The organism is Hyphococcus sp. D3-15 (assembly GCF_055809375.1).
Genome location: NZ_CM147910.1, coordinates 3,874,551 through 3,900,245, shown reverse-complemented (window position 1 = coordinate 3,900,245; position 25,695 = coordinate 3,874,551). Strand labels below are relative to the sequence as shown.

The 25,695-nt window shown below is 60.4% G+C and carries 19 protein-coding genes; 8 read left to right on the top strand and 11 right to left on the bottom strand.

What is annotated here, in order from left to right:
* Positions 1-19: 19 nt before the first annotated feature.
* From AC0L8G_RS18740 to AC0L8G_RS18730, 3 genes are read right to left on the bottom strand one after another with little or no spacing between them, the layout of a single operon-like run.
* The gene (locus AC0L8G_RS18740) at positions 20-1,285 is read right to left on the bottom strand and encodes an aminotransferase class V-fold PLP-dependent enzyme (protein WP_473385681.1); all 1,266 of its coding nucleotides are present in this window, start codon (positions 1,283-1,285) and stop codon (positions 20-22) included.
* A gap of 13 nt (positions 1,286-1,298) precedes the next feature.
* Complete coding sequence (locus AC0L8G_RS18735; protein WP_473385680.1) at positions 1,299-3,494, bottom strand: TonB-dependent receptor plug domain-containing protein; 2,196 nt, start codon at positions 3,492-3,494, stop codon at positions 1,299-1,301.
* Positions 3,427-3,699 (bottom strand): hypothetical protein, encoded by a 273-nt coding sequence (locus AC0L8G_RS18730; RefSeq protein WP_473385678.1) that lies wholly within the window; start codon positions 3,697-3,699, stop codon positions 3,427-3,429. The genes AC0L8G_RS18735 and AC0L8G_RS18730 overlap by 68 nt, the downstream gene beginning before the upstream one ends.
* Positions 3,700-3,959: 260 nt before the next feature.
* Here AC0L8G_RS18730 and AC0L8G_RS18725 point away from each other — a divergent pair, with 260 nt between their 5' ends.
* On the top strand, positions 3,960-4,811 hold the full coding sequence (locus tag AC0L8G_RS18725) for an alpha/beta hydrolase (RefSeq protein ID WP_473385677.1): 852 nt from the start codon (positions 3,960-3,962) through the stop codon (positions 4,809-4,811).
* A 74-nt stretch (positions 4,812-4,885) separates the two neighbouring features.
* Here the strand turns inward: AC0L8G_RS18725 and AC0L8G_RS18720 are convergent, their stop codons facing one another.
* Positions 4,886-5,566, bottom strand: a complete 681-nt coding sequence (locus tag AC0L8G_RS18720; protein ID WP_473385676.1) for a VPLPA-CTERM sorting domain-containing protein — start codon at positions 5,564-5,566, stop codon at positions 4,886-4,888.
* A 183-nt stretch (positions 5,567-5,749) separates the two neighbouring features.
* Between AC0L8G_RS18720 and gltX the strand changes: the two genes are divergently transcribed.
* Positions 5,750-7,078 (top strand): glutamate--tRNA ligase, encoded by a 1,329-nt coding sequence (gene gltX / locus AC0L8G_RS18715; RefSeq protein WP_473385675.1) that lies wholly within the window; start codon positions 5,750-5,752, stop codon positions 7,076-7,078.
* 43 nt (positions 7,079-7,121) lie between these two features.
* Here the strand turns inward: gltX and AC0L8G_RS18710 are convergent, their stop codons facing one another.
* Positions 7,122-7,676 (bottom strand): LOG family protein, encoded by a 555-nt coding sequence (locus tag AC0L8G_RS18710; RefSeq protein ID WP_473385674.1) that lies wholly within the window; start codon positions 7,674-7,676, stop codon positions 7,122-7,124.
* A gap of 102 nt (positions 7,677-7,778) precedes the next feature.
* Between AC0L8G_RS18710 and AC0L8G_RS18705 the strand changes: the two genes are divergently transcribed.
* Positions 7,779-8,765, top strand: coding sequence for a LysM peptidoglycan-binding domain-containing protein (locus tag AC0L8G_RS18705; protein ID WP_473385673.1), 987 nt, complete (start codon positions 7,779-7,781; stop codon positions 8,763-8,765).
* A gap of 2 nt (positions 8,766-8,767) precedes the next feature.
* Here AC0L8G_RS18705 and AC0L8G_RS18700 read toward each other — a convergent pair whose 3' ends face one another.
* The 6 genes from AC0L8G_RS18700 to xrtD all read right to left on the bottom strand — a co-directional run bounded on the left by AC0L8G_RS18700 (position 8,768) and on the right by xrtD (position 17,812).
* The gene (locus AC0L8G_RS18700; RefSeq protein ID WP_473385672.1) at positions 8,768-10,579 is read right to left on the bottom strand and encodes an efflux RND transporter permease subunit; all 1,812 of its coding nucleotides are present in this window, start codon (positions 10,577-10,579) and stop codon (positions 8,768-8,770) included.
* A complete protein-coding gene (locus AC0L8G_RS18695) occupies positions 10,555-12,051 on the bottom strand; it encodes an efflux RND transporter permease subunit (RefSeq protein ID WP_473385671.1) in 1,497 nt (498 codons plus the stop codon). The genes AC0L8G_RS18700 and AC0L8G_RS18695 overlap by 25 nt, the downstream gene beginning before the upstream one ends.
* A complete protein-coding gene (locus tag AC0L8G_RS18690) occupies positions 12,048-13,124 on the bottom strand; it encodes an efflux RND transporter periplasmic adaptor subunit (RefSeq protein ID WP_473385670.1) in 1,077 nt (358 codons plus the stop codon). The genes AC0L8G_RS18695 and AC0L8G_RS18690 overlap by 4 nt, the downstream gene beginning before the upstream one ends.
* A 235-nt stretch (positions 13,125-13,359) precedes the next feature.
* Entirely contained in the window at positions 13,360-14,223 is an 864-nt protein-coding gene (locus tag AC0L8G_RS18685; RefSeq protein ID WP_473385669.1) for a CpsD/CapB family tyrosine-protein kinase, read from the bottom strand.
* A gap of 34 nt (positions 14,224-14,257) precedes the next feature.
* Positions 14,258-15,904 (bottom strand): GumC family protein, encoded by a 1,647-nt coding sequence (locus tag AC0L8G_RS18680; RefSeq protein ID WP_473385668.1) that lies wholly within the window; start codon positions 15,902-15,904, stop codon positions 14,258-14,260.
* Between the two features lie 285 nt (positions 15,905-16,189).
* Positions 16,190-17,812, bottom strand: a complete 1,623-nt coding sequence (gene xrtD, locus AC0L8G_RS18675) for a VPLPA-CTERM-specific exosortase XrtD (protein ID WP_473385667.1) — start codon at positions 17,810-17,812, stop codon at positions 16,190-16,192.
* A 548-nt stretch (positions 17,813-18,360) separates the two neighbouring features.
* Here xrtD and AC0L8G_RS18670 point away from each other — a divergent pair.
* The 5 genes from AC0L8G_RS18670 (at position 18,361) to AC0L8G_RS18650 (ending at position 25,547) form a co-directional block, all read left to right on the top strand.
* Entirely contained in the window at positions 18,361-19,593 is a 1,233-nt protein-coding gene (locus AC0L8G_RS18670; RefSeq protein ID WP_473385666.1) for a WecB/TagA/CpsF family glycosyltransferase, read from the top strand.
* 70 nt (positions 19,594-19,663) lie between these two features.
* Positions 19,664-21,277: a tetratricopeptide repeat protein gene (locus tag AC0L8G_RS18665; protein ID WP_473385665.1), complete on the top strand. Its 1,614-nt coding sequence runs from the start codon at positions 19,664-19,666 to the stop codon at positions 21,275-21,277.
* Positions 21,201-22,091: a tetratricopeptide repeat protein gene (locus AC0L8G_RS18660; protein ID WP_473385664.1), complete on the top strand. Its 891-nt coding sequence runs from the start codon at positions 21,201-21,203 to the stop codon at positions 22,089-22,091. Before AC0L8G_RS18665 ends, AC0L8G_RS18660 begins: the two co-directional genes overlap by 77 nt.
* A 67-nt stretch (positions 22,092-22,158) precedes the next feature.
* A complete protein-coding gene (locus AC0L8G_RS18655; RefSeq protein WP_473385663.1) occupies positions 22,159-24,354 on the top strand; it encodes an AAA family ATPase in 2,196 nt (731 codons plus the stop codon).
* Entirely contained in the window at positions 24,351-25,547 is a 1,197-nt protein-coding gene (locus AC0L8G_RS18650) for a glycosyltransferase family 2 protein (protein WP_473385662.1), read from the top strand. Before AC0L8G_RS18655 ends, AC0L8G_RS18650 begins: the two co-directional genes overlap by 4 nt.
* Positions 25,548-25,695: the final 148 nt, after the last annotated feature.

The window sequence follows — 25,695 nt, the reverse complement described above, 5'->3', positions numbered from 1 at the left end:
GCGTGCAATGCCGAGATCGCTAACCGCAAATCACCTTCAACGCTTTCGCCAGCGCCATCACATCATCCGGTGAATTATACATGGACGGCGTGACGCGCACGCAAGCGCCCGCCGCGACGCCATCGCGATACACCGTGAAAATGTTGAACTCGTCGAGCAGTCGTTTCGAAAGTGCGACATTATCTGCAATGGATGTTTTGCCCGCGAGGCGCAGGGACGTGATGCCCGCATGCAGGCGCGGATCGTCCGGCGTCAGGATTTCCAGGCCGGGAAGGTCGCGCGACGCCTCGACCCAGAGATTGCGCAAATAAGCGAGGCGGTCGGCCTTCGGCGCCGGGCCAATCTCCAAATGGAATTTCAACGCGTCGGGAATGGTGAGCGCTGCGGCGAAATCCGATGTGCCGGTGTGGATGCGCCCTGAGATGCGGTCCTGCTCCCATGCGCCCGCGCCCGGATCGGGGCTGATCGCATCGAGGCGGTCTTTGCGGATGTAAGCGAGGCCGACGCCGATCGGCGCGCCGATCCATTTATGTAAATTGAAGCCGACGAAATCCGCGCCGAGATCGTCCGCGGTGAAATTCATCTGGCCCCAGCTATGGGCCGCATCGACAATGCAGTCGGCGCCGGCAGCGCGCGCGGCCGCGACGATTTCCTTCACCGGAATCGCAAGGCCGGTGCGGTGGCTGATATGGGTGAGCAACAACAGCTTGACGGACGGATTATCCGCCAGCGCTTTTTTATAGAACGCCACAAGCCCGTCATGACTCGCTGGTTCGGGAATGTTGACGCGCACCACCTCGCAGCCGCTTGCCGCCGCGCGCCAGTCCATCATCGCCTGCATGGAGCCGTAATCGAGATCCGCATACATCACTGCATCGCCCGGCTGTAAGCGGTTATAGCCGGTGATCAGCGCTTTCAAGGCTTCCGATGCGCCGCGCGTCAGCGCGATCTCGTCTTCACCTGCGCCCAGAAAGGAGGCGAGTTGCGCATGCACTTGTTTGTAGTCGCCCGCATAGGCGCGCCGCGCATAATAGGAATTGTCGTGATTGACCTTTTTCAGGTTTTCAAAATAGCGCTCGGTCACCGGGCGCGCCATGACGCCCCAATTGCCGTTTTCGAGATTGATGATGTCTTGTCTGACGTCATAGGCCTTGGCGATGTCGCGCCAGAAGGCCTCGTCCTGAACGGCGTCGCCGGATGAGGATGCGCTGGCCGCCGCGCCGATGAAAGAAGGCGCCGCCAGTGCGGCGGCGCCTTTCAATATTGTGCGTCGTGACTGGTTCATGCTGCGAAGTCTATCACAGCTTGACGTCAAACCGAACGTAGTAGAACCCGCCATCGGTGTCGTAGGGCGCGTTGCGCGAATAGATGAGGCCGCGGCTCGCCTGGAACTCGGCTTCATCCGGATAGGTGTCGAGGATGTTTTCCGCGCCGGCGCGAATGGAGAGCTGATCGCTCACATGATAAGTCGCCGCGAGATCGAAAAACACTTCTCCGCTGAATTCCTGGAAGATGTCGCCGTCGGAATTGAAGGAGAAGTCCGTCCAGCCGCCATAATACCGTGCGCGGGCGAGAAGGTCGAAAGCGCCGAGCGTATAGCCGACGGATGCGGTCGCCGTGTGGTTCGGCAGCAATTCCTCAAACCGCACGCGGTTTGTTTCATTGTCGGCGAGTTCGCCATCGGTGACCTTTGTGGAGTTGTAATTATACGCCGCCGTCAGGGTCATGTCGCCCGGACCGGCCGGCGTTGCATAGGTGGCGACGATGTCGACGCCGCGTGTGCGGGTGTCGAAATCATTCTGGAAGAAGTTGACCCGCGTGATGCCTTCGCCGCCGGGCACGCCGAGCGCCACAAATTGCGCTTGCTCTTCCGCGGTTGGGTTGAAGGTCTGCGAGGTGCCGAAGCGGTCGGCGATGTTGATCTGATAGAAATCAACCGTTGCGGTCAGCCCGCCCTGACGCCAGGTCATGCCGACTGTGTAGTTTTCCGAGGTTTCCGCTTCGAGCGCGCGGATATCTGCGTCGGCGCGCATATTGATCACATCCGCCACGGCGCCTTGCGGGCTGAACCGGCCGGCGGTGAAGATGTTGAGCGTCACCGTGTCGAGGCCTTGCGAGGTGCGCTCACTAAAGAGCTGGCCCGGCGTCGGCGCGCGGAAGCCGGTGGAGGCGGTGGCGCGCAGAGCAAAGCCCGGCGTCAGTTCGATCCGGGTTGAGATCTTGCCGTCAACCGTATCGCCATATTCGCTGAAGTCTTCGTAACGGCCAGCCAGACCAATCGTCCAGATATCCGTCAGCGGGACTTCCACATCGATATAGGCAGCGTGGCTGGTCTGTTTGAACTTGCCCGCTTGCGCTTCGCTATAGCCAGGAAAGCCGTTGGAGCCCGAAGGCAACCCGTCAGCGGCGCCCGGCCCGATCTCGTAAGAGGCGAGATCGCCGGCGACGATCTCATAGGTTTCTTCACGGCGTTCAGCGCCCCAGGCGATGTTGACCGGCTCGGCGAAGAGGCCTGAATCCCAAGCGTAACCGAAATCGGCGTTCAGGTTGAATTCGCTTTGAATGAGCGAACCCGGATTGAACGTCGTCGGGCTGTTCGGGCCGAGCGACGCGTTGATCGTCTCCGACATGAAATAGTCGATGTCGTTGCGGCCATAGGTGGCGCTGACATCATAGCTGAAGGCGCCGTCGCCATTGCTGCGGAAACCGCCGGCGATGGAATAGTCTTCGTCATCCTGACCGAATTGGGGCGAGAAGCCCGCCGGGAAGATGTCATTGAGATCGAACTCAGGGAAGGCGGCGCTAGAATTATAAGCGCTGGTCGTCGCCGGGTTGCGCCAGTTGAAATCCGACACGCCCGTGCCCCAGCCATAGGTTCCGAAGGCGTAGAGTTCGGTAAAGCCCGCATCGAATGCGCTGTTGGCGGCGAAGCGGTAAGAGGTGCGCTCCGGCTGACCCCAGTTCTGCACCGGATCCGCGACATCGATGTCCGGATTGGCTTCCTGGAACGCGATGGCGTCGGCGCGCTGGCGCGAACGCGAAGTGCGCGCAGAGTCGGAGAACTCGAAAGTGGCGTTCAGGAAACCATAATCGCCGGAAATTCCACCTTGAACTCCGGCGCGATACTGGTCGCCGTCATTTTCGTAATACTGTCCGAACTGACCGAAGGCATTGAGGCCCGGCTCGTCGTCGAGAATGATGTTGATCACGCCTGCAATGGCGTCCGAACCATATTGCGCGGAAGCGCCGTCGCGCAGCACTTCGATGCGCTTCACGGCGGAAGAAGGGATCTGCGCAAGGTCAGGCGCCTGCGCGCCGTTTGACCCAAGCAGGGCGGAACGATGCAGGCGCTTGCCATTGACCAGCACCAGCGTGTGGTCCGGCGAAAGATTGCGCAGGCGCGCCGGGCGAACGAAGATCAAGCCGTCATTGAGCGGCAGCCGCTGGACATTGAAGGACGGCGTTAGTTGCGCGAGCGAGATCCATGATTTCATCGGAAGCGGTCAGATCGAGCGCTTCATCGGAAATGACATCGACAGGCGCGAGGCTGTCGAATGCAGTGCGCCCCGTGGCGCGCGTGCCCGTTACAATAACGGTGTCTTTGTTGTCCGCAGACGATCCCCCCAGATCTTGCGCATAGGCTTGCGGCGCGATGCTGACGGCGAGCGCCAGCGTGCTAACGGATAGTTTTTTGAGCATACCCCACCTTTTGGTAAAACACTTAATGGGGCGGCGATTAACCCGAATGTGATGACGCTTTTGTTTTAGAAATGTGAGAGTTTTTTGATCCTTGCGTAGCGCGCAATGAATGCGTAATCCGCGCCCTCGCATGCATTCATCGGCGCCATTGTTTCATGCATGTGCGAAATGGATATGTGCATTGCGTGCAGGCCTGTGAAACCGGTTTGACCGCCCCTGACCGCGCGCCTAAAAACAATGCGCATCTCCGAAGGCGGTAAATGACTGACATCACCATCAAAAACGGGTCGATCAATCTCGCTGCTTCTGTCTATGGGCCGGAGGGCGCGCCAGACCTGTTGTTTCTTCACGGCATTGCCGGGGCGCGCGACACTTGGGACGAATCGGTCGCCCGTCTTAAGGACCGTTTCCACATCTGGACGCTCGATTTTCGCGGACACGGCCATAGCGATCGCGCCGTTAGCTATCTCGTTGAAGATTACGCCGCCGACGCCGCTGCGGCGCTTGATTTAATTCGTAGACCAACGATCATTGTCAGCCACTCGCTCGGGGCTGTGACGGGCGCGCTATTGGCGCAGGCGCCGCATCCCTATCTGAAGGCGCTGTTCATGGAGGACCCGCCCTACTTCTTTGGCGAGGCGGCGGAATTCGCGAAATCCGGCAATGACAAGCGCTTCGCCGCTGTACAGGCGAGGCTGGTCGAGATGCAAGGCGCGGGGGCCGAGCTTGGCGACTATCTGCGGCTCGCTGCTGATGCGCCGGCGCCCCAAGGGGGCGTGCAGGCGGACCATTCGAGCCCGCGCCATATTCTCAGCGCTGCCTCGGGTCTGATGCGTCAGGACCCGGATTGCTGGACGCCGGCGAAGACGACCGCCGTCTTTGAGCGCTTTGACGGCGACAAACCGCTTGAAGTTCCGGCGAAGCTGTTGCGGGCTGACCCGAAACTGGGCGCCGGTTTCGCGCCGGAACATGAAGCGCGCTTCCTGAAGGCCAATCCTGCGGCGAGTGTTGAGCTGATTGAAGGCGCGCCGCACCGAATTCATGCGACGGCGGCGAGCGCCGGGCGTTGTCTTGACGCCATCGACGCTTTTGTGACGGCGCAGACGCGCTAGCGAACACATGCATCGTCAGAACGTGAAAAAGGCCGGGCGATGCCCGGCCTTTTTCGCCCCGTCCCCTCGATAATCTATTCTTTGCGTTGTCTGCGGCTCGCAAAGCCCAGTCCCGCGATGCCGGACAACAAGAGCGGCAACGCAGCCGGCACCGGCACAGCAGAGGTAATCAGGTCCTGCGTGCCGCGTGCATGGAACACGTCGATCGCAACGGCTGAGTAGTTTCCTGAGATGATCAGCGCCCACAAGGTGTTGGCTTCGGTGAGCACGCTTTGGGTGAACAGTTTGAAATCGCCGGCGGCAAGGTCAAAGGATGTCGCGCCGTCTTCAACGATTTCCCAGATGATCGCTTGAGCGGCGGCGGCGGTGTTGGCGTTTTTAAGGCCGGTGTCGGTGGTCAGCAGGTTGCCGTAAAGAATGCCCAGGGCTTCAAGGTCGTCCGCGGAAGCAAAGTAGGCATCACCCGCAACGCGCTCATGATCCTTCGGCAGGGTCAGATATTCGGAAAGCTGGAGGCAGAAGGTGACGAAATCGGTCCAGCCGTCGCCTTCATTAAACTGCAGCGAAAACGCGCCAGCCTGAACGTTCCGGTTCGCGCCGTCATGCTGGATGCTGATCGAGCGGCCGAGGCCGTTGGCGAAAACCGATCCGCCATTGTCAGGATTGTCCCGAACGGAAACAGTCGCCGCATTGGCGATACCGGGCAGGGCGATGGCGGCGGCGAGGCCGATGAGAGCTGTTTTAAGGCGGGACACTTTTATTCTCCTACATGCTGCAACGGGTGTTGCTGGCCCTCCCATTTCAAATTCGGGACCAACCTTCCGGGCGGGGGCCCGCCGCTAGCTCTGCGCCAGCCCTTTTCCGGGCCAATGCCGGGCCCGTTTGACCCCGCTTCGCCGAAGGGCTAGAGCGTCGATTTTTCAGATGCTGGAAGCCTCATGACCGTCAAAGTCCGATTTGCGCCGTCCCCGACCGGGAAAATCCATGTGGGCAATGTGCGCGCCGCCCTGTGGAACTGGCTGCTCGCGCGCAAATCCGGCGGGATTTTCGTGCTGCGGATCGACGATACGGATCTGGAGCGCTCGACCAAGGAATATGAAGACGGCATCCGCGCCGATCTCGCCTGGCTGGGCCTGACCTATGACGAGACCTTCAGCCAGTCCTCGCGCATCGACAGCTATGACGCCGCGACGGCGAAGCTGAAAGCCGACGGGCTGCTCTATCCGTGCTATGAAACCGCCGAGGAGCTTGATCGCAAGCGCAAGATCCAGCGCGCGCGCAGCCTGCCGCCGGTTTATGATCGCGCAGCGCTGGCGCTTACCGCCGAAGAGATCGCGGCTTACGAAGCGGAAGGGCGCAAACCCCATTGGCGCTTCAAGCTGACCCAGGGTCAAGTGAAATGGAACGACCTCATTCGCGGTGAAACCACGGTGGATACGTCAAGCGTTTCCGACCCGGTGCTGATCCGCGAAGACGGCATGTATCTTTATACCTTGCCGAGCTGCGTTGACGATATTGACGCAAAGATCACCCATGTGATGCGCGGCGAAGATCATGTGACCAATACGGGCGTGCAGATCGAGATCATCAAGGCGCTGGGCGGCGAGGCGCCGCAATTCGCGCATCACTCGCTGCTGGTCGGCGCCGACGGGCAGGGCTTGTCCAAGCGTCTTGGCTCCTTGTCTATTGAGGCGATGCGCGAGGACGGGCTTGAGCCGTCGGCCATCACCAGCCTTCTCGCCAAGCTCGGCACCGCCGATCCGGTGACGCCGCAACGCGATCTGATGGCGCTCGCGGCGAGCTTCGATTTCGATCAGGTCGGCCGGGCGCCGGCGCGTTTCGATATGGCCGAGCTTGAAGCGCTGAACGCCAAGATCCTGCATGAAACGCCCTTCGAAGATGTAGCGGCGCGGCTGGAAAAGATCGGTGTCGGCCCTGCGCTTTGGGAAGTGGTCAAAGGCAACATCACGCGGTTGAACGACGCGGCGGACTGGATCGCCGTGGTCGATGGCGAGATCGATCCGATAATCGACAATCAGGAATTTGCTGCAGCGGCGGCGGCGCTGGTGCCCGACGCACTTGATGGCGAAAGCTGGAGCGCCTTCACCAATGCAGTGAAGGAAAAAACCGGCGCCAAAGGCAAAAGCCTGTTCATGCCCTTGCGTCATGCTTTGACGGGGCGTCAGCGCGGTCCGGAAATGGCTGCGTTGTTTCCGTTGATCGGGGCGGAAAAAGCGCGCGCCCGCCTGCGCGGCGAACGCGCCTGAAAAAGCCTGCGCGTCGAACGCGCCTGAGAAGTCTCAGGCGGCGTCATGCGCGGGCGCGCAGCGAGTGATTTTCCGCTGTTTCAAAAACCGCTTCGACTGTCGGCACAAAGATCAGGTCATTGACCAGCCGTTTGTCCGCCAGTTCTTTTTCCACGAAATGGCTGAGCAGTTCTTTCAGGGGCGACCAGAAGCCGTTGATGTCGAGCACGATGATCGGCTTGCTGTGCAGGCCGAGTCGCGCCCAGGAGACAACTTCAACAAGCTCTTCAAGCGTGCCGATGCCGCCTGGCAAAGTCAGGAAAGCGTCTGACTCCTCATACATCATCATCTTGCGCTCATGCATGTTGGTGACGATTTTATGATCGACGCCTTCCAGCACGCCTTCCATCTCAACGAGGAAATCCGGGATGACGCCGAACACCGCGCCGCCGGCGTCGCGCGCGGCGCCCGCTGTAGCGCCCATCAAACCGAGCTTGCCGCCGCCATAAACGATGCGGCAGCCACGTCGGGCGGCGACTTGTCCGACTTCGATTGCGGCTTTCTCAAATGCCGGATCATTGCCCGGTCGGGAGCCGCAGTAAACACATAATGATTTCATAGTCTTACACGTTTCTTGTTGTTGGGGTGGCATTGTACGCCAATTTGCATATGGGTAAAGTACATTCGAGGCTTCATAAAAAGCGTTAAGGGGCGGGTTTCCATGCGTGTCATCATCATAATCTTGTTACTGATTGTTCTCGGCTTCATCGGCTGGAAGGCCGCCGAGCGGTTCAAGATCATCGAAGGCCCTGCGCAGGAAACGGTAACGCCCGCCAAACCGGACGCGCAAACGCCGGAGGCGGAAGAACCCGCAGAAGCCGCCTTGCCGAGTTTTGACATCGTGCGCGTCGATCGCAGCGGTTACGCCGTCATCGCCGGCCGCGCCAAGCCCGGTTCTGAAGTCACTCTATATGCAAATGATGAAGAGCTTGCGAAGCTCCCGGCGGAAGCTGACGGCGCATGGGTGGTCGCGACCGACACGCCGCTGGATGCGGGGCCGGTCGAGCTGAGCCTGTCCATGAAAACCGCCGACGGAACCGTGATCCGGTCGGAAGACACGATCGTGATTTATGTGCCGGAGCGCGAAGGCGATCTGCCGCTGGTGCTGCGCACCACGCCGGGCGGCGCGACGGAAGTCTTGCAGGACCCGAGCGAGCGTCCTGAAGGACTTGGGCCTTTGTCGCTTGACGTCATCGACTATGACGATACGGGCGCGGTGATTTTTTCCGGACGCGCAACGCCGGGCCGCGTGGTTGAACTCTATATCAACCGGCAATTGATTGGCCGCGTGCCGGCTGATGAAGATGGCCGCTGGACGATTGCGCCGGAAGTGCAGATTGAGCCGGGCGTCTATCAGCTTCTGGTCATTCAACTTGACGAACAGAACCGGCCGGAATTTGCAATCGAATTGCCGTTCCAGCGCGAGCGGCCCGATCAGATTGACCTGCGCGACGGCCGCGTCGTCGTGCAGCCGGGCAACAGCCTGTGGCGGATCGCCCGGCGCGCTTATGGCGAAGGCTCGCAATACACTATCATCTACGCGGCTAACGCAGCGCAGATCCGCAATCCGGATCTGATTTATCCCGGCCAGATTTTCGATGTTCCTGAGACGGATGAAGAGACCGCGCCGGAAGAAGACGCCAACTAGGATTATTCCGCCGCGCGCGGCACATCCTGATCGGGGCGGGGCTGGGTTTCCAGCGCCGCCGCATCGCTGCGGCGTCTGATGATGCGTTGATTGACCCATATGACCGCGCCGGGAATGCGGTTGCGCAGGATTGTCGGCGCCGCCAGCATCACCGGCGTCAGGATAAGCGTCAGCACGGTTGAAAAGGCGAGGCCGTAAACCACAGCCGATGACAGGAGCACCCACCAGTCCGACGTGGTTGAGCCATGGGTGACGGTCCCGGCGCCGAAATCCACATTGATTTCAAACACCATCGGCAACAGGCCGAGAATTGTTGTTGCGGTGGTCAGCAGCACGGGACGGATGCGCTGCGCGGCAGTGCGCACAACGGCGTCTTCCACCGTAAGACCCTTGCGCCGCAAATATTGATAGGTGTCGATGAGGACGATGTTGTTGTTCACAACGATGCCCGCGAGCGCGACGATGCCGGTGCCGGTCATGATGACGCTAATATACTGGCCGGTGATGGCGATCGATAAAAGCACGCCGAACACCGACAGGATGACCGCGCTCAACGTCAGCAGCGCGTGATAGAAGCTGTTGAATTCCAGCAGCAAGATCATCGCGATCATAAACAGCGCCGCCAGCATGGCGTTCTGGAAGAAGCTCGCCGCGGCTGCGGTTTCTTCATCGGCGCCGCGCATCACCCAGGTGACATCTGACCCGAGCGCGCCTGTTTCGAGCCATTCCTTCATCAGGTTGATGGCGCGGTCCTGACTGACCGCATGGCCTTCAACGCTGGTGTTGCCGTTGGCTTTTACTTCGATGATGCGCGCGCCGTCGCGGCGCACGATCCGGTCGATTTGCGGCTTGGCGGTTCGGGTGACGAAATTCGACAGCGGCACGGAGCCTTGCGGCGTCTGCACGCGGACCTGATCGAGCGCGAAAATATTGCGGTTTTCTTCCGGATAGCGGACGCGAATATCAACTTCGTCATCGGCGTCTTGCGGGCGGTATTTGTCGACCAGAAGGCCATTGGTGACGAATTGCAGGACTGCGCCGGCCTGCTGAACGGAAAGCCCGTAACGCCCGGCGAGCGCGCGATCGACTTCGATCACCCAGTCAATGCCGGGCAGGGGCAGCGTGTCTTCCTGATCCATATAGGCCGGGACTTCCTGACCATCGATGGTGATTTTCGCGGTGTCCATAAATTCGCGCGCTTTTTTCGACGCGGCCACCATCGCTTCGAAGCTTGGCGAGGAAATCTCCACCTGCGCGTCCTTGCCCACATCGGGGCCTTGCGCGCGTTGGCGCACTTCCACATGCACGCCGGGAATGCCTTTGACCTGTTCGCGCAGTTGCTCGAGCACGATCAGCGAGTGCTCGCGCTGTGTGTAATCTTTCAGCGTAATCCCGACCTGACCGATGGTCTCGACCGGCATTTCCCGGCCGCGCGCCAGTTCCGGGCCGGTTTGCAGATAGATGTGTTTGATCGCCGGATTGTCTTCGATGCGCGAAGCGACATCTTTGACGATGTCGATTTTCTGGCCAGCGGAAAGATTGCCCCGCGCCAGCACCAGCACATTGATCTGATCGTCGTCATTGCGAATGAAGAATTCGACTTCCGGCGCTGCGGCGATGAACGAGGATATGCAAATGAAGACAACGCCGACAGCGGCGGCGGCGACCATTAACGGCCGCCGGACAAGCTCTTTTAGAACCTTCGAATAAGTCGCAATGGGTCCGTCCAGCGTCGTCGGGTCGATCTCGTCGACTTCGTAACGCCGCTCCGTTCCCTCGGTCTTGCCCTTCATGTGGAATTTTTCTTCATCCATTCGGGAATGCCGAACAGCGAACCGAGCACCGGCAGGAAGATCAGCGCCACGAGCAGCGAAGACAGCAATACGAAAATCAGCGTGATCGGCAGGAACTTCATGAACTGCCCGACCATGTCGTTCCAGAACAGGAAGGGGACAAAGGCGGCGAGGGTGGTCGCGGTCGAGGTGATCACCGGCCAGAACATGCGCTTGGACGCTTCGAGATAGGCGTCGCGCCGGCCGGCGCCTTCCGCCATGCGGCGGTCTGCATATTCGACAATCACAATCGCGCCGTCGACGAGCATGCCGACCGCGAGGATGAGGCCGAACATCACCATCATGTTCAAGGTAAAGCCGAAGGACGACAGCAGCAGGAAGCCCATCAGAAAGGTGCTGGGAATGGCGATGCCGACCATCAGCGCCGAGCGCAGGCCGAGCGCCGCGACGACAACGATCATCACCAGCAAGATCGCGGTCATCACCGAAGCGGTCAGGCCTTCAAGGCTGTCTTTGACGAAGACCGACTGATCGCTGATGAATTCGTAGTGAATGGTGGCGGGCCAGTTTTGCGAGTCTTCGGCGATCACCTTGCGCGCTTCTTCGATGGTCTCAACAATGTTGAAACCGGAGCGCTTGGAGATCTCGACGCCGATGGCGAGATCGCCATTGAAAATCGCAGAGCCTTCGCGGTCTTTAAAGGTGCGGCGCACGGATGCGACATCGCCGATGGTGACGACATTTTCCCCGCTAACGCGCACCGGCGTATCGGCGAGGTCTTGCGCATTGCGCACCAGGCCCGGCGCCTTCACAGTGAAGCGGCCATCGCCCAGATCGACCGAACCCGCTGTGACAAGCTGGTTGTTCGAGGTCACGGCGTTCAGGACTTCAAATTCGGTGAGGCCGTAGGATTCGAGCGTTTCCGGATCGACAATGACTTCCAGCAATTCCTCGCGCGCGCCGGTGAGGCGCGCTTCGAGAACCCCGGAAATGCTTTCAAGTTTGTCCTCAAGCCGCTGCGCGAGCTGCAACAGCGTGCGCTCGGGCGCATTGCCGTAAATGATCGTTGTCAGGATTGGAAATTGCGTCTGTGCGTTGAATTCGGTGACGATCGGTTCTTCTGCGTCAGTGGGCAGTTCTGATTTGGCGCGGTCCATCGCCTCGCGCACATCAAGCACCGCCTGATCGATGTCGACCGTCGCCTGAAACTCCAGAATGAATTGCGCCGCGCTGTCATAGGCATAGGCGTCCAACTGCTTGAGGCCTTCAACATTTTGAAGTTCAAGCTCGGCCGGCCGCAAGAGCAGCCTTTCACCGTCTTCGGGCGAGATGCCCGGCAGCGGAATGGTGACGCCGACAAACGGCGCCGGCACATCCGGGTCCGCTTCGCGGGGGATTGTTTTATAGGCGTAGAGACCGAAAAACACGATGACGACAAGCGCCGTCATGACGACGCGCATGCGTGAGAATGCAGCGTCGATTATCGAGGTCATGCGCCCGCCTCGTCGGCCTCAACGGCGCCGACTTGCTGGCCTGCGGTTACGTAAAGCTGTCCGCCGGTGATCACGCGGGCATCGCCGGAAAGCCCGGCGACCCAGACGCCCAACGGCGTCTCGCCGATCAGGCGCACGGGATTAAACTCGACGATGTTGTCCTCATTCAAGGTGCGAACGCCGATCTCGCCGTCATCCGCCAGCACCAGCGCGACGCGGGGAACCCGGTGGGCGCTGCGCGCTTCGGCGAATACGGTGAACTCCGCGGTGACGCCGTCGCGCAGCAATCCGTCCTCATTGGGAATTTCCAGCTCCACATCGAAGGTGCGCGTCGCCGGTTCGGCGCTGGTCGAGACAAAACGCACGACGCCTTCGACGGTTTCGCCGGTGGCGAGACGCGCGCGGCCGCGATCGCCCTTGTTGATTTTCGCGACATCGCGTTCCGACACGGCGCCGACCACCAGAAAGGGCGAGCGCTGAATGACTGTTGCGCAAGGATCGCCGACATTCATGAAGTCGCCGGTTTCTACATGGCGTTCATCATAGACGCCGTCGAAGGGCGCTTTGATATCCGTCTTCGCCAGATCATTTTGCGCGCGTTCAAGCTGCGCCGCGGCCTGGTCGCGCAATGCTTTTGCGGAGGCGACGGCGGTTTCGGAACGGAACCCGCCTTCGCTCAGTTTCACCGCCGCATCATAATCGAGTTTGGCCTTGGCCAGGCTGGCGCGCGCTTCCGCAAGCTGCGCTGCGCGGGCGTCGACATTGATCCGGCATAAAACGTCGCCCTCGGAAACGAGTTCGCCAAGCTCCGCCGGGGTTTCCGCAATCGCGCCGCTGATTTCCGCGCGGACGACAACCTTGCGTTCGGCCTTGGTGCGGCCGCGCACGATCACTTCATCGCGCCAATCCGCCGGGGCGATGGTTTGATAAACAACGGTGAAGCTTTCAGGCGCAGCGCCGGGCGTTTCCTCTGACGGCGCAGCGCCGCCGCCGAACAGGCCCTTCATCAGAAAATAAAGGACGATCAGGGCGACGAAGATGCCGGCTAGCTTGACGGACTGGGATACATTCATGGCGCCGGCTTTGCGAAAATAAGGATAACAGGGAGTTAAAAGGGTATTGCGTGAATAAAGTCTTCACAGCGCACTATACTGGTAAGTTTACCGGCCCGCTTCAAGCGAAACAGGCAGCCTTAGCCGCGAATTGGCGCATTTATGCAACGCCTTGGCGCAACACGGGGCGCAACACTGGGGCGCAAGGCCGGGCGGGGTCGTCGGCCAGGGTCGCGCCCCGGCGGAGACACAACGCCTAGTAGTACTGGTTGGGCAGGAAGGCGGAGGGGGACTTGTTGAGCACCGAGCCGACAATATTGGACCGGCTCAAAATCCGCTTGGCCTCTTTAAGTTCCTGAACCCGCGTATCGCCGCTCGCCGCCACCAGCAGCACGCAGTCGACCTTGGGCAGGAAGGCGATGGTGTCATCGCAGCCCAGCAGAGGCGACATGTCGAAGATCACCGTCTGCGATCCGAATTCGTTGATGGCGGTGTCGATCATCTCATCTGCTTTCGATGAGGTCAGATGCTCCGCCCCGCGGCGGCTCACGCGCTCATTCGCCGCCAGCACCACATCAGACAGGCCCGGGCGCACGGCGACGTCGCGGAAATTGCGCTTGCCCTCGAAGAAATCGAGAACCGACGGGGCCGCTTTCAGGCCGAGATAGCGTGCGACGCTGGGGCGGTAAAAGTCGAGATCGATCAAGGTGGCGCGCGAGCCGGCCTTGCTGCTGATGGCGATCGCCAGATTGATCGCCGTCACGGTTTTGCCGGCGCCCGACCCCGGCGACACGACGGCCAGGGTTCTCCACCCCTCCGCCTGCATCTTTTGCTGAACGCGGGTGCGCAAGACGCGATAGGCGTTGAGCACAGGGTCCTGCTCATTGGCGATGATGCGGTTGCGCGCGAAATTTGCGAGATTGCATTCGACTTTTTGCAGCCCGAGATCATCGCCGTCCTGCAAGGGCGCCGCCGGGGTGCGCGTCGCGTAAGCCGCGCTTTGCGCCTGCTGTGCGGCGGCGATCGGCGCCGATGCTGATTTCGGCGCGGCGGGCGCTGCGGCGCTATTGCCTTCTCGGGTCTGACGGGCGCGGGTCACCGCGTTGCGAATACGATCCATCGGGACGCCTTATCTCAATTCCGGGTTCAACATGTTACAGCGCTGCTTCCGGTTCTTGCTGCGCGAGTTTGGTTTTTCTCAAAAGCTTGCCGGCGAAAGAGGTCAGGACCCGGCGCCAGGGCGTGTCCTTGTCTGCATCGCTGTGAATATAGGGAATGACCGCAATAGGCTGGGTTTCCAGCAAGCCGGTCAGATGCGAACGCCCGCGCAGCTTGGCCTGCAACAGCTCCATGCCGAGCGCTGCGGCGCCGCCGGCCCCGAATGCGGCAAACAAGGCGAGGATCAGCAATTTCGCGCGATCCGGGCTGGACGGTTTGTCCGGGCGCAAAGCGGGTTCGAGAATTGAGAATTTCTCCGCCTGCTGGTTTTCTTCGAGATTTTCAGCGAGCTGCGCATCCTGCTGTTTCGCGAGCACGTCCTGATATTCCGCAAACAGATTGTCATAGTCGCGGGTCAGGCTGGCGATGCCGCGCTCGACTTCCGGCGTACGGGCGATGCGCTGCTCCAGATCGGTGGTTTGCTCCATGGTGTTTGTGAGCTGCTTGTTGAGCATGCGGATGCGGTTTTCGATGACGGCGATGCGGCCTTCGATCTGCACGCCGGTAATGTCCGAGGTGCCTTTCCGGGTCTCCTCTGCGATGCGGTCGCTAAGGGCGTTCCGTGCGGCTTCGATCCCGGCTTCCGCCGTTGCAATCGCCTCAGGGTCTGGCGTTTCAGCGCGCTCGGCGGCGGTCAATCTGTCTTCGGCGATGGCGAGCGCCTCGCGCATGCGTTTGATGTCCGCGCTGGGCGCCATGCGCGCCTTGATCGAAGCGATCTCCTGGCGCTTTGCAACGACTTCAGGATAGTTGTCATGATAGGTGGCGCGCATGCGGGCAAGCTCCGCCTCAAGGCGCGCCAGTTCGTTGGACAGGCTGCCATCGCCGCTTGTGCCGCTGATAAGCTGGGTTTCCAGAAAACGGCGCTCTTCTTCAAGCTGAGTGATCGATGACTCTGCGGAGCCGAGCGTATTGCGGGCGCGCTCCAGCATGCTGAGATGCATGTTCAAATGCTCGGGCAGCGAGTCGCTGTTTTGCGCTTTATATTCTGAAACCCGGGTTTCCATTTCCGCCACGGCGTTGCGCAGGCGGGTGGCTTCCTTGGCGAAAAACTCGGTTGTGTTCGATGCGCCGGCGGTCCGTGCGCGCACATCTTCGTCGAGGAAAAGCGTCATGAATTTATTGGCGACCAGAAACGCCTTGCGCGCATCGCGATCCGTATAGGCGACCGTAAAGGCGATGGTGCCGTCGCGATTGCGATCATTGCTTCGACCGGCTGAGGTGATCAGGTTGACGCGCAATCTTTCGCGCATCAAGGAGACGCGCTCGCTCTCGGACAGGCCGAGCGATCTCGGAAACAGGCTGTATTCATCCGCGACTTCAAGCAGGCGGTTATGGGTCATGACCCGCTGGCGGATGGTCGAGATGCGCTCTTGCGCATAGGCGTTAATGGTCGAGCGAACATATTCGGTTGGGATTTGCTGCGACTCGACGAGGATCGTGCCTTGCGCTGTGTATTTCGCCGGCAGCAGCATGACCGCGATAATGCCGATCGGCGCCAGAACCAGCACCGGCAGCAGAAATGCAAGGAAGCGCCGCTGCAAGATGATCAGCGCGTCTTCAATTGAGAATTCTTCACCCATAGCTACTCGCGTTCCGTAAAGCTGCACATGCGCCGCGCGGGACGGCTGCGCATCCCGTTAATCTGTTGCGTTCGGTCAGGCCAGATGGCGCTGACCTCCTGCGGTTGCAAAACCCGCGCCGTTTTCTGGGGGCTGTCCCAATTGCGGGCAACCCGCCATTCAAGCGCTGATCAGCACTTTAGAGCAGGACCGTGCTGGAAATAAGGCCTTCGGGCGACTGATTTCGCCGTCGGGTCCGGCAAGCCGGCGCCAATTGGGCCGGCCTGCGCTTTCCTGGCTCGACCTTTATGCGTCTGGATCGAAGCTTTTCGTCGCCGGGGCGTCCGCTGGCGGGATATAGGGGTCCAGCATCGGGTCCAGCTTGTTCATGAAGCCCAACAGGCGGGCGTCGCCATCGGCCAGGGACTCGCCCTGCGCCAGCGGGGTCAGGATCCGGATCATGGCGCCGTCGGTTCTGCGCAGGCGCACCGCGTCGAAGATCAGCATCGCTTTCATCACGAATTCATTGGCGATTTTGCGGCCGCGCTGGTCGTACCAGTAATAGACGAGCTGCCTTGCGCCGCGATTTTCAATCACGATGCGGTTGTAATGGAATGTCGATCCGTCGGCGAGGGTGACCGGCTCGACCTGATGGTTGACGATTTGCCAGCCGCCGCCCGGAATGCATTGGCGCGGCGAGTGCCAGCTATGGCCGTGCCGCTGCATGTTGAGATAGGCGATGTAGAGATTGAACCGTTCTTTCTCGGGGCTGACCAGATTGGTGATCAGGAAATCGTCCGCGCCGAGCACTTCGACGGTGGCGCTGTCGACTTGCTGAATGTCGCTGCTCCAGCCTTCAAGCTCATAAGGAAGGGCGGCGAGGCTGATCCGGTCCGGCACGCGCAGAATATTCGAAATCCCGAACTGCACATAGGCGCCGGCGGCGGCGAGCAGGACAATGGATACGCCCGCATGCAGCATGAAGCGGTCTTTGGTCCAGACGGTGGCGTCGGGCTGGGGCTCAATGTCGGGCATGCCGAGCAGCTCACCGAATGATTTTCGGCCGGAAATCCGCGCCAGCAAGGCGATAATGGCGAACAGCATGGCGAGGCACATGATGAACACCACCCAGCCTTCGAACATGTGGATGAAGCCTTCAGCCTGTTCCGGTCCGAATTGCTGAACCAGCGCGCCGGTCATTGCGATGCGGAAGCTGTTCATGATGATGGTGATCGGGATGGTCGACAGAAACACGATCGCGCGCTGCCACATGGGCGCGTGGAACAAATAGGCGGCGAGGAAGCCGAGGCTCAAAAACGGAAACAGATAGCGCAAGCCCGAGCAGGCTTCCGCCACTTGCAATTTATAATCGCCGAGATCGATGATGTTGCCGGACAGGAAGACCGGAATGCCCATCATCTCGATCATCGCGACGCCGAGTTGCGACGACCAGAGCTGGAAGTGCTGCGACAGCACGGTGATCACCCAATAGGGCGGCGGGACCATGAACAGCATGAAGCCGATAGGCAGAAGCGTCAGCCAGAAAATCCGCCAGCCGCCAAGCGCGAGCGCCAGCGACGAGCAAAGCAGGATCATGGCGAGATGCTGAAAGATCATCAGCGACGTGACGGTGAGTTCCGACAAAACCAGCACGAGCGCGGAAATAGCGACGCCAGCGACGCCGAGCAGCGCCGGTTTGCCCAGGCTGCCGCGCAGCGCGTCGCGGCGCGACCACAGCATCCATCCGGCGATCACCGGCAGGAAATAGCCATGGCTTAGTTCCTGTTGTTCGCCCCAGCGTTTGAACAGGTTTTCGATCCCGCCGGAAAACGCCAGCGCGGCGACCACCCCGACAGCGGCCACGACATAGATCGGGCGCAAGTCAAAGCCATTGCCGGAAGAACCTGCGCCGGCGGGGCCGGCGCTCATGTTACTTGTCTGCGCGGTGCTGGATACGGACATATGGGTCGGATTTTTCCTGCTGAATCGGGACCCCTTCTTGGCTGTGGGTCTGCCGAATTGAATCCCGGAATCGGGGCGTGATCTCTTTTGGAGCGCCTGCTGCGTTCTCCCTGCACAGCTTAGTCGGTCTGCCCTAATGAGCAAAATCGGCGCCGCAAATCTTTTGCGTCTGGCGCGTGGGAAGTAAAGACCTGCGAAACGTAAATTTGGGCTTATTTTGTTAGCTTTGTCGCGGCCTGATAACCTTAACCGGCAATTGGCGAGGCCCGCGCGCGCCGCCTGCTTCGCCGGGGAGGCTGCGCGGCGCCGGTTTGCGTGATCGGCCGGCTCGGCCGCGCGGCTAGGTGTTTTGCGGGTTTCCGGGGTAAATAAAGGATTAAGGACACGCAAGGGGTGAATCTTGGCCTGACGCTTGCTGATAGGGGCCTGCGCGAAGGCGCAAAAGTGGTTTATTGCGGCGCTGGTTTCGAACTGAGACGCCGTTAACGGGTTAACGAATGGAACGGCCTTTTTCGATGAGCATGACCGACCCCCTTGCGACACAGGACGCCCAGATTGAAACGCTTCGCGGTGCGGGCGCAGTCGCGCCATTGCGCCGCGATGATTTCGACCGGGATGTCTGGTGCCTGATGGGCCTTGCGGTCGACGCCGCCGATATCAATCGCGCCGTGGCCGAGATCGATGAGGCTGCCCGCACCGGCCGCAAGCTGTCCTTTGTGACCCCGAATGTGAATTTCCTTATCCGCGCAGCCGGCGATGCGACCGCCCGGCGCGAAATTCTCAACGCCGATTTGAGCCTGGTCGACGGCGCGCCGCTGGTGATGATGGCGAAACTGCTCGGCGTGCCGGTGCCCTCGCGGGTCGCCGGGTCTGATCTTTTTGAGGCGCTGCGCCGTCGTCCGGGCTTTGCCGGGCGCCGTCTCAAGGTGTTTTTCTTCGGCGGGCGCGACGGCGCGGCGGAAGCGGCGGTTGATGCGCTGAACCGTGAGCGCGGCGGCGTTGAAGCGGTGGGCTGGCACAATCCCGGTTTTGGCGACGTCGAGAGCATGAGTTCGGATGCGCTGATCGAAGAGATCAACGCGTCTGGCGCGGATTTCGTCATGGTGGCGCTGGGCGCGAGCAAGGGACAGGCCTGGATCGAGCGCAATCGCGATCGCTTGACGGCGCCGGTTACGGCCCATCTTGGCGCAGTCGTTGATTTCACCGCTGGCGGGATTTCTCGCGCGCCGGCCTGGGTCTCCAAGGCCGGGTTCGAATGGGCGTGGCGGATCAAGGAAGAACCGGCCCTGTGGCGGCGTTACTATAAAGACGCGCTGGGTCTGGCTGGTCTGGCGCTCACCGGATTGGCGCCCCAGATGGGCCGCGGCCGTCTGCAGCAAGCGAATATGGGTTTGCCGGGCGCGGGGGCGGAAATTGAGGTCGTTGCAGGCGAAACGATTATCCGCTTGTCCGGCGATCTCGGCCATCGCAATCTCGGTCCGGTCCGAGAGGCTTTCCGCAAGGCGGCGGCACGAGGCGCTTCGGTCAGGCTGGATTTCGCCGGCGTCTCCCGGATTGACCGCGCCTTTCTGGGTCAGGTCTTAATGCTGGAGAAGCATCTGTCTCGCCAGAACGGCGAAATTCGCGTCAGCGCGGCAAATCGGCGGGTAACCGCGCTTCTGCGCGCCAATCGCATGGCCTACGCCGCGACCGCGCCAGCGGCGGATGCGCCTAACGCCGCCGCGCAGACGCGGAATGCGGCGGTTTAACAGACAGTCTCATTGTATCAGCGGCCCATCAGTGGCACATCAACGGTTCTTGGTAAAAAGGGTGGAGAACATGACGGCACCAGCAGAAAATTTCAAAAACACCGCGCAGAAGTCGCGCCCGGGGCGGATATCGCGGTTCGCCGCCGTATCGCTGCTGGCGCTGGCGGCGTCTTGCGCCTCGCCGGAACAGAAAGTTGAGCGTTATTCAAAGGATGCGGTGGAGCTGTATGAAAACGGCGAACTCACCAAAGCCTATATTCAGTATCAAAACGTCCTGAAAATCGACGAAGAAAATATCCCGGCATTGCTTGGCCTTTCAGAGATCGCCGAGCAGCGGCAGGATTTCCAGGGCATGTTCGGCTATCTGCAGCGTGTCGTCCGTCTCGATCCCTCACAGGTCGGGGCGCATGTGAAGCTCGGCAAGCTTTATCTGATCGGCAGCGATGAAACCACGGCGCTTGAAGAAGCTGAAAAAGCTCTGGCCCTCGCCCCTGAAGATATCGACGCAAAAGGTTTGAAGGCCGGCATATTGCTGAAAATCGGCGACAATGCCGGTGCGGTCGCGCTTGCCCGCGAAGTGCTCGCCGTTGAACCCGCTCACCCCGAAGCGGTGACGGTCGTCGTCACAAACTATATGAGCGAGAATCAAAAGGAGCCGGCGCTCGCGGAACTCGACAAGGCGCTTGCGGTCAATCCGCAATTGGCGATGTTGCAGCTCCTGCGCATCTATGTCCTGCAGTCTCTCGATCGCAGCGATGATGTGCGCCAGGCCTATGTGGAGATGATTGAACTGTTCCCTGAACAGACAGCCTATCGCCGCGTTTACGCCACCGATTTGATCCGCCGCCAAGATTACGACGGCGCGCGTGAGCAGCTCGAAGCCGTCGCCGCGATGGAGCCGGGCAATCTTGAGGTCAAACTCGACGTTATTCGCGTCATCAAGGCGGGCGATTCCGACGCCGCCGCTGAGGCGAAATTGCAGGAATACATCGCTGCCAACCCGGACAATGTGGATCTGAAATTCGCGCTTGCTGACTTTTACCTGACCACTGATCAGGAAGATAAAGCCAAGGAATTGCTGACGGGTCTTGCCTCCAACAAAAAAGACACGGATGTCGCCTTGCGCGCCAAAAACAAACTTGGCGGCGTATTGATGTCGCAAGGCGACAGCGAAGGCGCCCGCAAGCTTGTGGAAGAAATTCTCGCCGCCGATGAGCGCAACACCCAGGCGCTGTTGCGTCAGTCTGCGTTCGAGATCGAGGCGAAGAATTACGACCAGGCGATCGTGAATCTGCGCACCGTGCTCAACAACAGCCCGGATTCCTATGAAGCGAACATCTTGATGTCTGCGGCTTTCGAAGCGCAGGGCAACGCCAGCTTCGCGCAGGCGGAACTGGCGAAGGCGTTCGAAAACAGCAATCACGACGCCAAAGTTGCGAACCATTACGCAAAATTTCTGCTCCGCCGCAAGAATGACGATCGTGCGGAAGAGGTGTTGCTGGACGCGCTGGCGGTCGATGCGGGCGACGTGGAAAATCTCAAGCTGCTGGCCGCGATCCGTCTCGCCAAACAGGATTGGCGCGGCGCAGAGGAAGTCGGCGCCATGCTTGAACGCGCCGACGATTCTGAGCGCGCTCGCGTCCAATATCAAATCCGCCGCCTATATCGGGCTGGAGGATTATGACGCCGTGATCAACACGCTGAGTGCGCAGCGCGAAGATGCGCCGCTCGACACGCAGCCGCTTGCCGCGCTGGTCAACGCCTATATTCGTGAAGACCGTGTCGATGAAGCGCAAGACATGCTGGATCGCATGCTTGAATCCGATCCGACAGATTATACGGCGCTCATTCTTCGCTCGCGTATTTATCAAGCCAAGAATGATCCGGAAAATGTCGAAGCGGTATTGTTGCGGGCGACCGAAGCCCATCCTGATCGCGCCCAGGCATTCGAGATTTTGTATCGGTTGTATCTGAGCAAACAGGAGCAGGAAAAAGCAGCGGCGTTGATTGATCGCGGCCTCGCTTCTGCGCCTGACAGCGAAGCGCTCAAAGTGTTCAAGGCGGACGTCCTGCTGTCGCAAGGCGAACGGGAACCCGCGCTTGAGCTATATTCCGAGCTGATCAAGATCCGGCCCAATGACCGCATCATCGCCAATAACTTTGTCAGCCTGTCCAGCGATCTGCGTCAGGATGAGGCCAGCATCGCGCGCGCGCTGGAAGTTGCGAAACGGCTTTCAACGCTCGAAAATCCATATTTCCAAGATACCGTCGGCTGGGCGTATTACCGCGCTGGCGAGTATGAAACAGCGCTTCAGCATTTAAACGAAGCGTCAAAAGGGGCGGAAAACAACGGCGAAATTCTTTATCACCTCGGCGCGGCGCAGCTCGCAACGGGTGATCAGGCCGCTGCAAAGGAAACGCTTGAAAAAGCGCTTTCGGCGGGCGGCGCGAATTTCGTATTTGTCAACGAAGTGCGGACACTGTTAGACCGCATGTAGTGATTGCGCGGCGCGATGGTCCGTCTACGAAGCAGCGCCGTCAGCGCCGATTGGAAGCGTTGAATAAATGTACGAGCAGTTTTTCGGCCTAGCGGAAAAACCTTTTTCGATCCAGCCGGACCCGTCCTTCCTGTATTGGGGACGGACCCACCGGCTGGCCTATGCGATGCTGGAATATGGCGTTCTCAACCACGCCGGTATTTCGGTCATCACCGGAGAGGTCGGTTGCGGGAAAACAACGCTCGTACATCGGCTGCTTGACCAGCTTTCCGATACGCACACCGTCGCCCTTCTTTCCAATATTCAAGAAGGGCGCGGCGATCTTTTGAGCTGGGTGCTGATGGGCTTTGGCCAGCCTTTCACCGACACCAGCCATGTGGCGCTGTTCTCCCAGTTGCAAAGCTACTTCATCGGAGAATATGCGAGCGGCCGTCGCATCGTGTTGATCATCGATGAAGCGCAGAACCTGTCGATGGATATGCTGGAGGAGCTGCGGCTTCTTTCCAACATTAACGCCGGCAAGGACCAGCTCCTGCAATTGATCCTGATCGGCCAGCCGCAATTGAAGGACCTGCTTAACCGGCCGGAATTGCTGCAGCTCACGCAGCGCGTCGGCTCCGATTTTCACCTGACGCCGTTAAGCCGCGATGAGGTGCATGCCTATATCGAAACGCGGCTGTCCATTGCGGGCTGCCGCCGCCGCGTGTTCACCGAGCGCGCCATCGACTTGATTGCAGAGCAATCGCGCGGCGTGCCGCGCGTCATCAACGTGATCGCCGATACGGCGCTGGTTTACGCGTTTTCAGCCGAAGACCTTGTCGTCGGCGTGGAGACCATTCGCAGCGTCGTGCGCGATAAAAAAGCGTTCGGGGTTTTCGGCATTGCGGCCAATGAGCCGAGCATGCCGCCAATCGCGGCGAGCGATGATGAAGATGACGGCCCGGATGCCTTTGTCGGCGAGCAGGCCCGCCTGGCGAATGGGGCGGCGGCGCATTATGAAGATGATGACGATGCGCAGGCGGATGATGTCTATCCGGGCGCTGCGGCGCCTTTGGATATGCGCGCCGATGTGAGGGCGGATATCCGCGCCAAGCTAATGCCCGCAAGCGCTGACCTAGCGCCGGCGCCCGCCTATGAGACGGCATATGACGCGAAATCCTATGCGGAGCAGCCCGATCCTTCTGCTGAGGCGTATCAGGATGCTCCCGACGCCGCGCCCGAATCGGCCCCAGCGCCGGAATCCGAGCCGGAACCCGAGCCTGAGCCTGAAATCGTCACCGGCGTCGTAGTGATCGGCAGTGATCCGCGGGTTTCGCCGGAAGCGGCCATCCGTTCAGTCGGCGAGGGGATTCCCGTTGTGTTCGTTCCCATGGGCCCGATGCAGGATGCGATTGCGGATGCGCGCAAGGCGGGCGCCGTCATTGTCGAGCCTGGCAAGGGTGTGCAAACCGGCGGCCGGAATAAAAACGCCGGGTACAGACAATTAAAGAAAAATGCGCCCGGCCTCACTTATGTGCAGTTTCTCGATGCCGGCGCCGCGCTTGATCCGGACTGGCTGGCGTCGGCGGAGAATTTCATGGAGCGGCGGCCGGAAGTCGCTGTCATTGATGGCCGGATGCGCGACGCCAAAGGCGAGTTGGCGTCCTTTGCGACACTCGCCGAGCAACGCCGGCGCGATACGGCGGGAGAGGTTGTCTGCGTTTCCGGTGGTGGCGCCTTTGTGCGCGCGGATGCGTTTGAAGCGGCAGGCGGCTTTCGCGGCGATTTGTTGTCCTGTGAAATCGATGATCTGTGCATCCGGCAGCGTCGCCGCGGCGCCCATGTCTGGCGCTTGGAAGCGGACATGTCGATTGGCGGCGAAAAGCGCAAAGGCGGCTGGTGGCGCCGCGCGGTTCTTCGCGGTTTCGATAATGCTTATGCGATGTCGCTTCATGGCGGCCCGCCGGAACATCATGGCGTCGGCGAAACTGTAAGCGCCATGATCTGGGGTTTTGCCTTTCCGTTGTTTTCGCTTTTTGCGGCGGGATTTGGCGCGCTGGTCGCGTCGAAGCTCGCGCCGATGATGCAGGCGCCGCTGGTGGCGATTGGCGTGCTCGTCCTGTGCGCGGGTGTTTATGGGCTTAAAATCCTTTCCAGCCTGCTGCTGCGCGGCCCGTTCAGACTGTCTTCCTGGGGCGAAGCATTTGGCGCCGTGCTCGGGCGCATTCCGGAATCGCTTGGCGTTCTCAGCTTCTGGTTCGGCGGCAACCGTCCCGCGCGATGAGCCTGATCGTCCTTCTTGTGTTGGCGCCGGCGGCTTTTATCGGGCTCGTTCTGGCGGTCTTTCTCGCGCTTGAAATTGCGGCGGCGCTGACCTCGCGCGAGTCCGGGCGGGTTTATGCGCCTGCGCCATCTTTTGTTGTCATCATCCCCGCGCATAACGAGGCGGCGTCGCTCGCGCTGGTGCTGGCGAATGTGCGCGGTTCTTTACGCGCGGCGGACCGCATTTTGGTCGTCGCCGATAATTGCACAGACAACACCGCAGACATTGCACGCGCGGCCGGCGCCGAAGTAATCGAGCGTCACGACCCGCAGCGGCGCGGCAAGGGATACGCCTTGCAATTCGCGCTGGATCATTTGCGTGCAACCCCGCCGGCGCTTGTGGTGTTTACGGATGCGGACTGTCTGTTTGCGCCGGATGCGTTGCAACGCGTCGCCGCCGCCGCACATGAAGAACAGCGCCCGGCGCAGGCGTTGTATTTAATGAAAGCGCCGGCCGATTCGGGGCCGCGCCTTCAGGCGTCGGAATTTGCATGGGCGTTTATGAACAATGCGCGCATGCGCGGATTGCAGAGTCTGTGCGACGTCACGCGATTCACCGGCGCCGGTTTCGCCGCGCCCTGGACGATGCTTTCCGATCTCGATCTCGCCTCCGGCGAAATTGTTGAAGATCTCGCGTTGAGCATGACGCTGATTCGCAAGGACGCCGCGCCGATGCTGATCAGCGACGCGCTGGTGACAAGCGAGTTTCCAACCGATGAAGACGCGCTGACGCGGCAGGCCGCGCGATGGTCCATCGGCTCCTTGCGTTATTCGGCGCGCGCCGCTTTGTCGGCCTTGATCGACGGCGCCCGTGACAAGCGCGCGTCGCAGATCGGCGCGGCGATTGATTTGATGATTCCGCCTTTGACCGTCTTCGCCGGCGGTCTCGTCGCGCTCGCCCTGATCAGTATGCTGGCAGGATTGGTAACAGGCATTTGGAGCGCATTTATCTTGTCGCTTTGGGCGCTTTGCATCGCGGCGGCGGCGGTGACCGCAGGATGGTTCCGCTATGGCCGTGAGGCCTTGCCGCCCGAATCGCTTAGGGGGCTTTTTGCGCTGCTTGCATCGAAATTTTCCGTATTCGGCGCGCGCGGACGAAAGAGCGCGAAATCCTGGACCCCGACGCGCGGCGATCCCGGCGGCGAAAACAACTAGCGCGATAAGAACGCACTTTTTCCGTGCATACGCGCATTAACACGCGCGCAGGGTTAATCTTCCAGTAAATATTGTTGATGGAATCGCCGTGATTCGTGGCTTTGTCATGCGCGAAATCGTAAAGTGTGCGTTAGCGATTAACTATGTG

What these genes read in the sequence shown, in the direction of transcription:
- AC0L8G_RS18740 (WP_473385681.1), bottom strand. Translation starts at nt 1,285, where the DNA reads ATGAACCAGTCACGACGCACAATATTGAAAGGCGCCGCCGCACTGGCG.
- AC0L8G_RS18735 (WP_473385680.1), bottom strand. Translation starts at nt 3,494, where the DNA reads ATGAAATCATGGATCTCGCTCGCGCAACTAACGCCGTCCTTCAATGTC.
- AC0L8G_RS18730 (WP_473385678.1), bottom strand. Translation starts at nt 3,699, where the DNA reads ATGCTCAAAAAACTATCCGTTAGCACGCTGGCGCTCGCCGTCAGCATC.
- AC0L8G_RS18725 (WP_473385677.1), top strand. Translation starts at nt 3,960, where the DNA reads ATGACTGACATCACCATCAAAAACGGGTCGATCAATCTCGCTGCTTCT.
- gltX (WP_473385675.1), top strand. Translation starts at nt 5,750, where the DNA reads ATGACCGTCAAAGTCCGATTTGCGCCGTCCCCGACCGGGAAAATCCAT.
- AC0L8G_RS18710 (WP_473385674.1), bottom strand. Translation starts at nt 7,676, where the DNA reads ATGAAATCATTATGTGTTTACTGCGGCTCCCGACCGGGCAATGATCCG.
- AC0L8G_RS18705 (WP_473385673.1), top strand. Translation starts at nt 7,779, where the DNA reads ATGCGTGTCATCATCATAATCTTGTTACTGATTGTTCTCGGCTTCATC.
- AC0L8G_RS18700 (WP_473385672.1), bottom strand. Translation starts at nt 10,579, where the DNA reads ATGGATGAAGAAAAATTCCACATGAAGGGCAAGACCGAGGGAACGGAG.
- AC0L8G_RS18695 (WP_473385671.1), bottom strand. Translation starts at nt 12,051, where the DNA reads ATGACCTCGATAATCGACGCTGCATTCTCACGCATGCGCGTCGTCATG.
- AC0L8G_RS18690 (WP_473385670.1), bottom strand. Translation starts at nt 13,124, where the DNA reads ATGAATGTATCCCAGTCCGTCAAGCTAGCCGGCATCTTCGTCGCCCTG.
- AC0L8G_RS18685 (WP_473385669.1), bottom strand. Translation starts at nt 14,223, where the DNA reads ATGGATCGTATTCGCAACGCGGTGACCCGCGCCCGTCAGACCCGAGAA.
- AC0L8G_RS18680 (WP_473385668.1), bottom strand. Translation starts at nt 15,904, where the DNA reads ATGGGTGAAGAATTCTCAATTGAAGACGCGCTGATCATCTTGCAGCGG.
- xrtD (WP_473385667.1), bottom strand. Translation starts at nt 17,812, where the DNA reads ATGAGCGCCGGCCCCGCCGGCGCAGGTTCTTCCGGCAATGGCTTTGAC.
- AC0L8G_RS18670 (WP_473385666.1), top strand. Translation starts at nt 18,361, where the DNA reads ATGAGCATGACCGACCCCCTTGCGACACAGGACGCCCAGATTGAAACG.
- AC0L8G_RS18665 (WP_473385665.1), top strand. Translation starts at nt 19,664, where the DNA reads ATGACGGCACCAGCAGAAAATTTCAAAAACACCGCGCAGAAGTCGCGC.
- AC0L8G_RS18655 (WP_473385663.1), top strand. Translation starts at nt 22,159, where the DNA reads ATGTACGAGCAGTTTTTCGGCCTAGCGGAAAAACCTTTTTCGATCCAG.
- AC0L8G_RS18650 (WP_473385662.1), top strand. Translation starts at nt 24,351, where the DNA reads ATGAGCCTGATCGTCCTTCTTGTGTTGGCGCCGGCGGCTTTTATCGGG.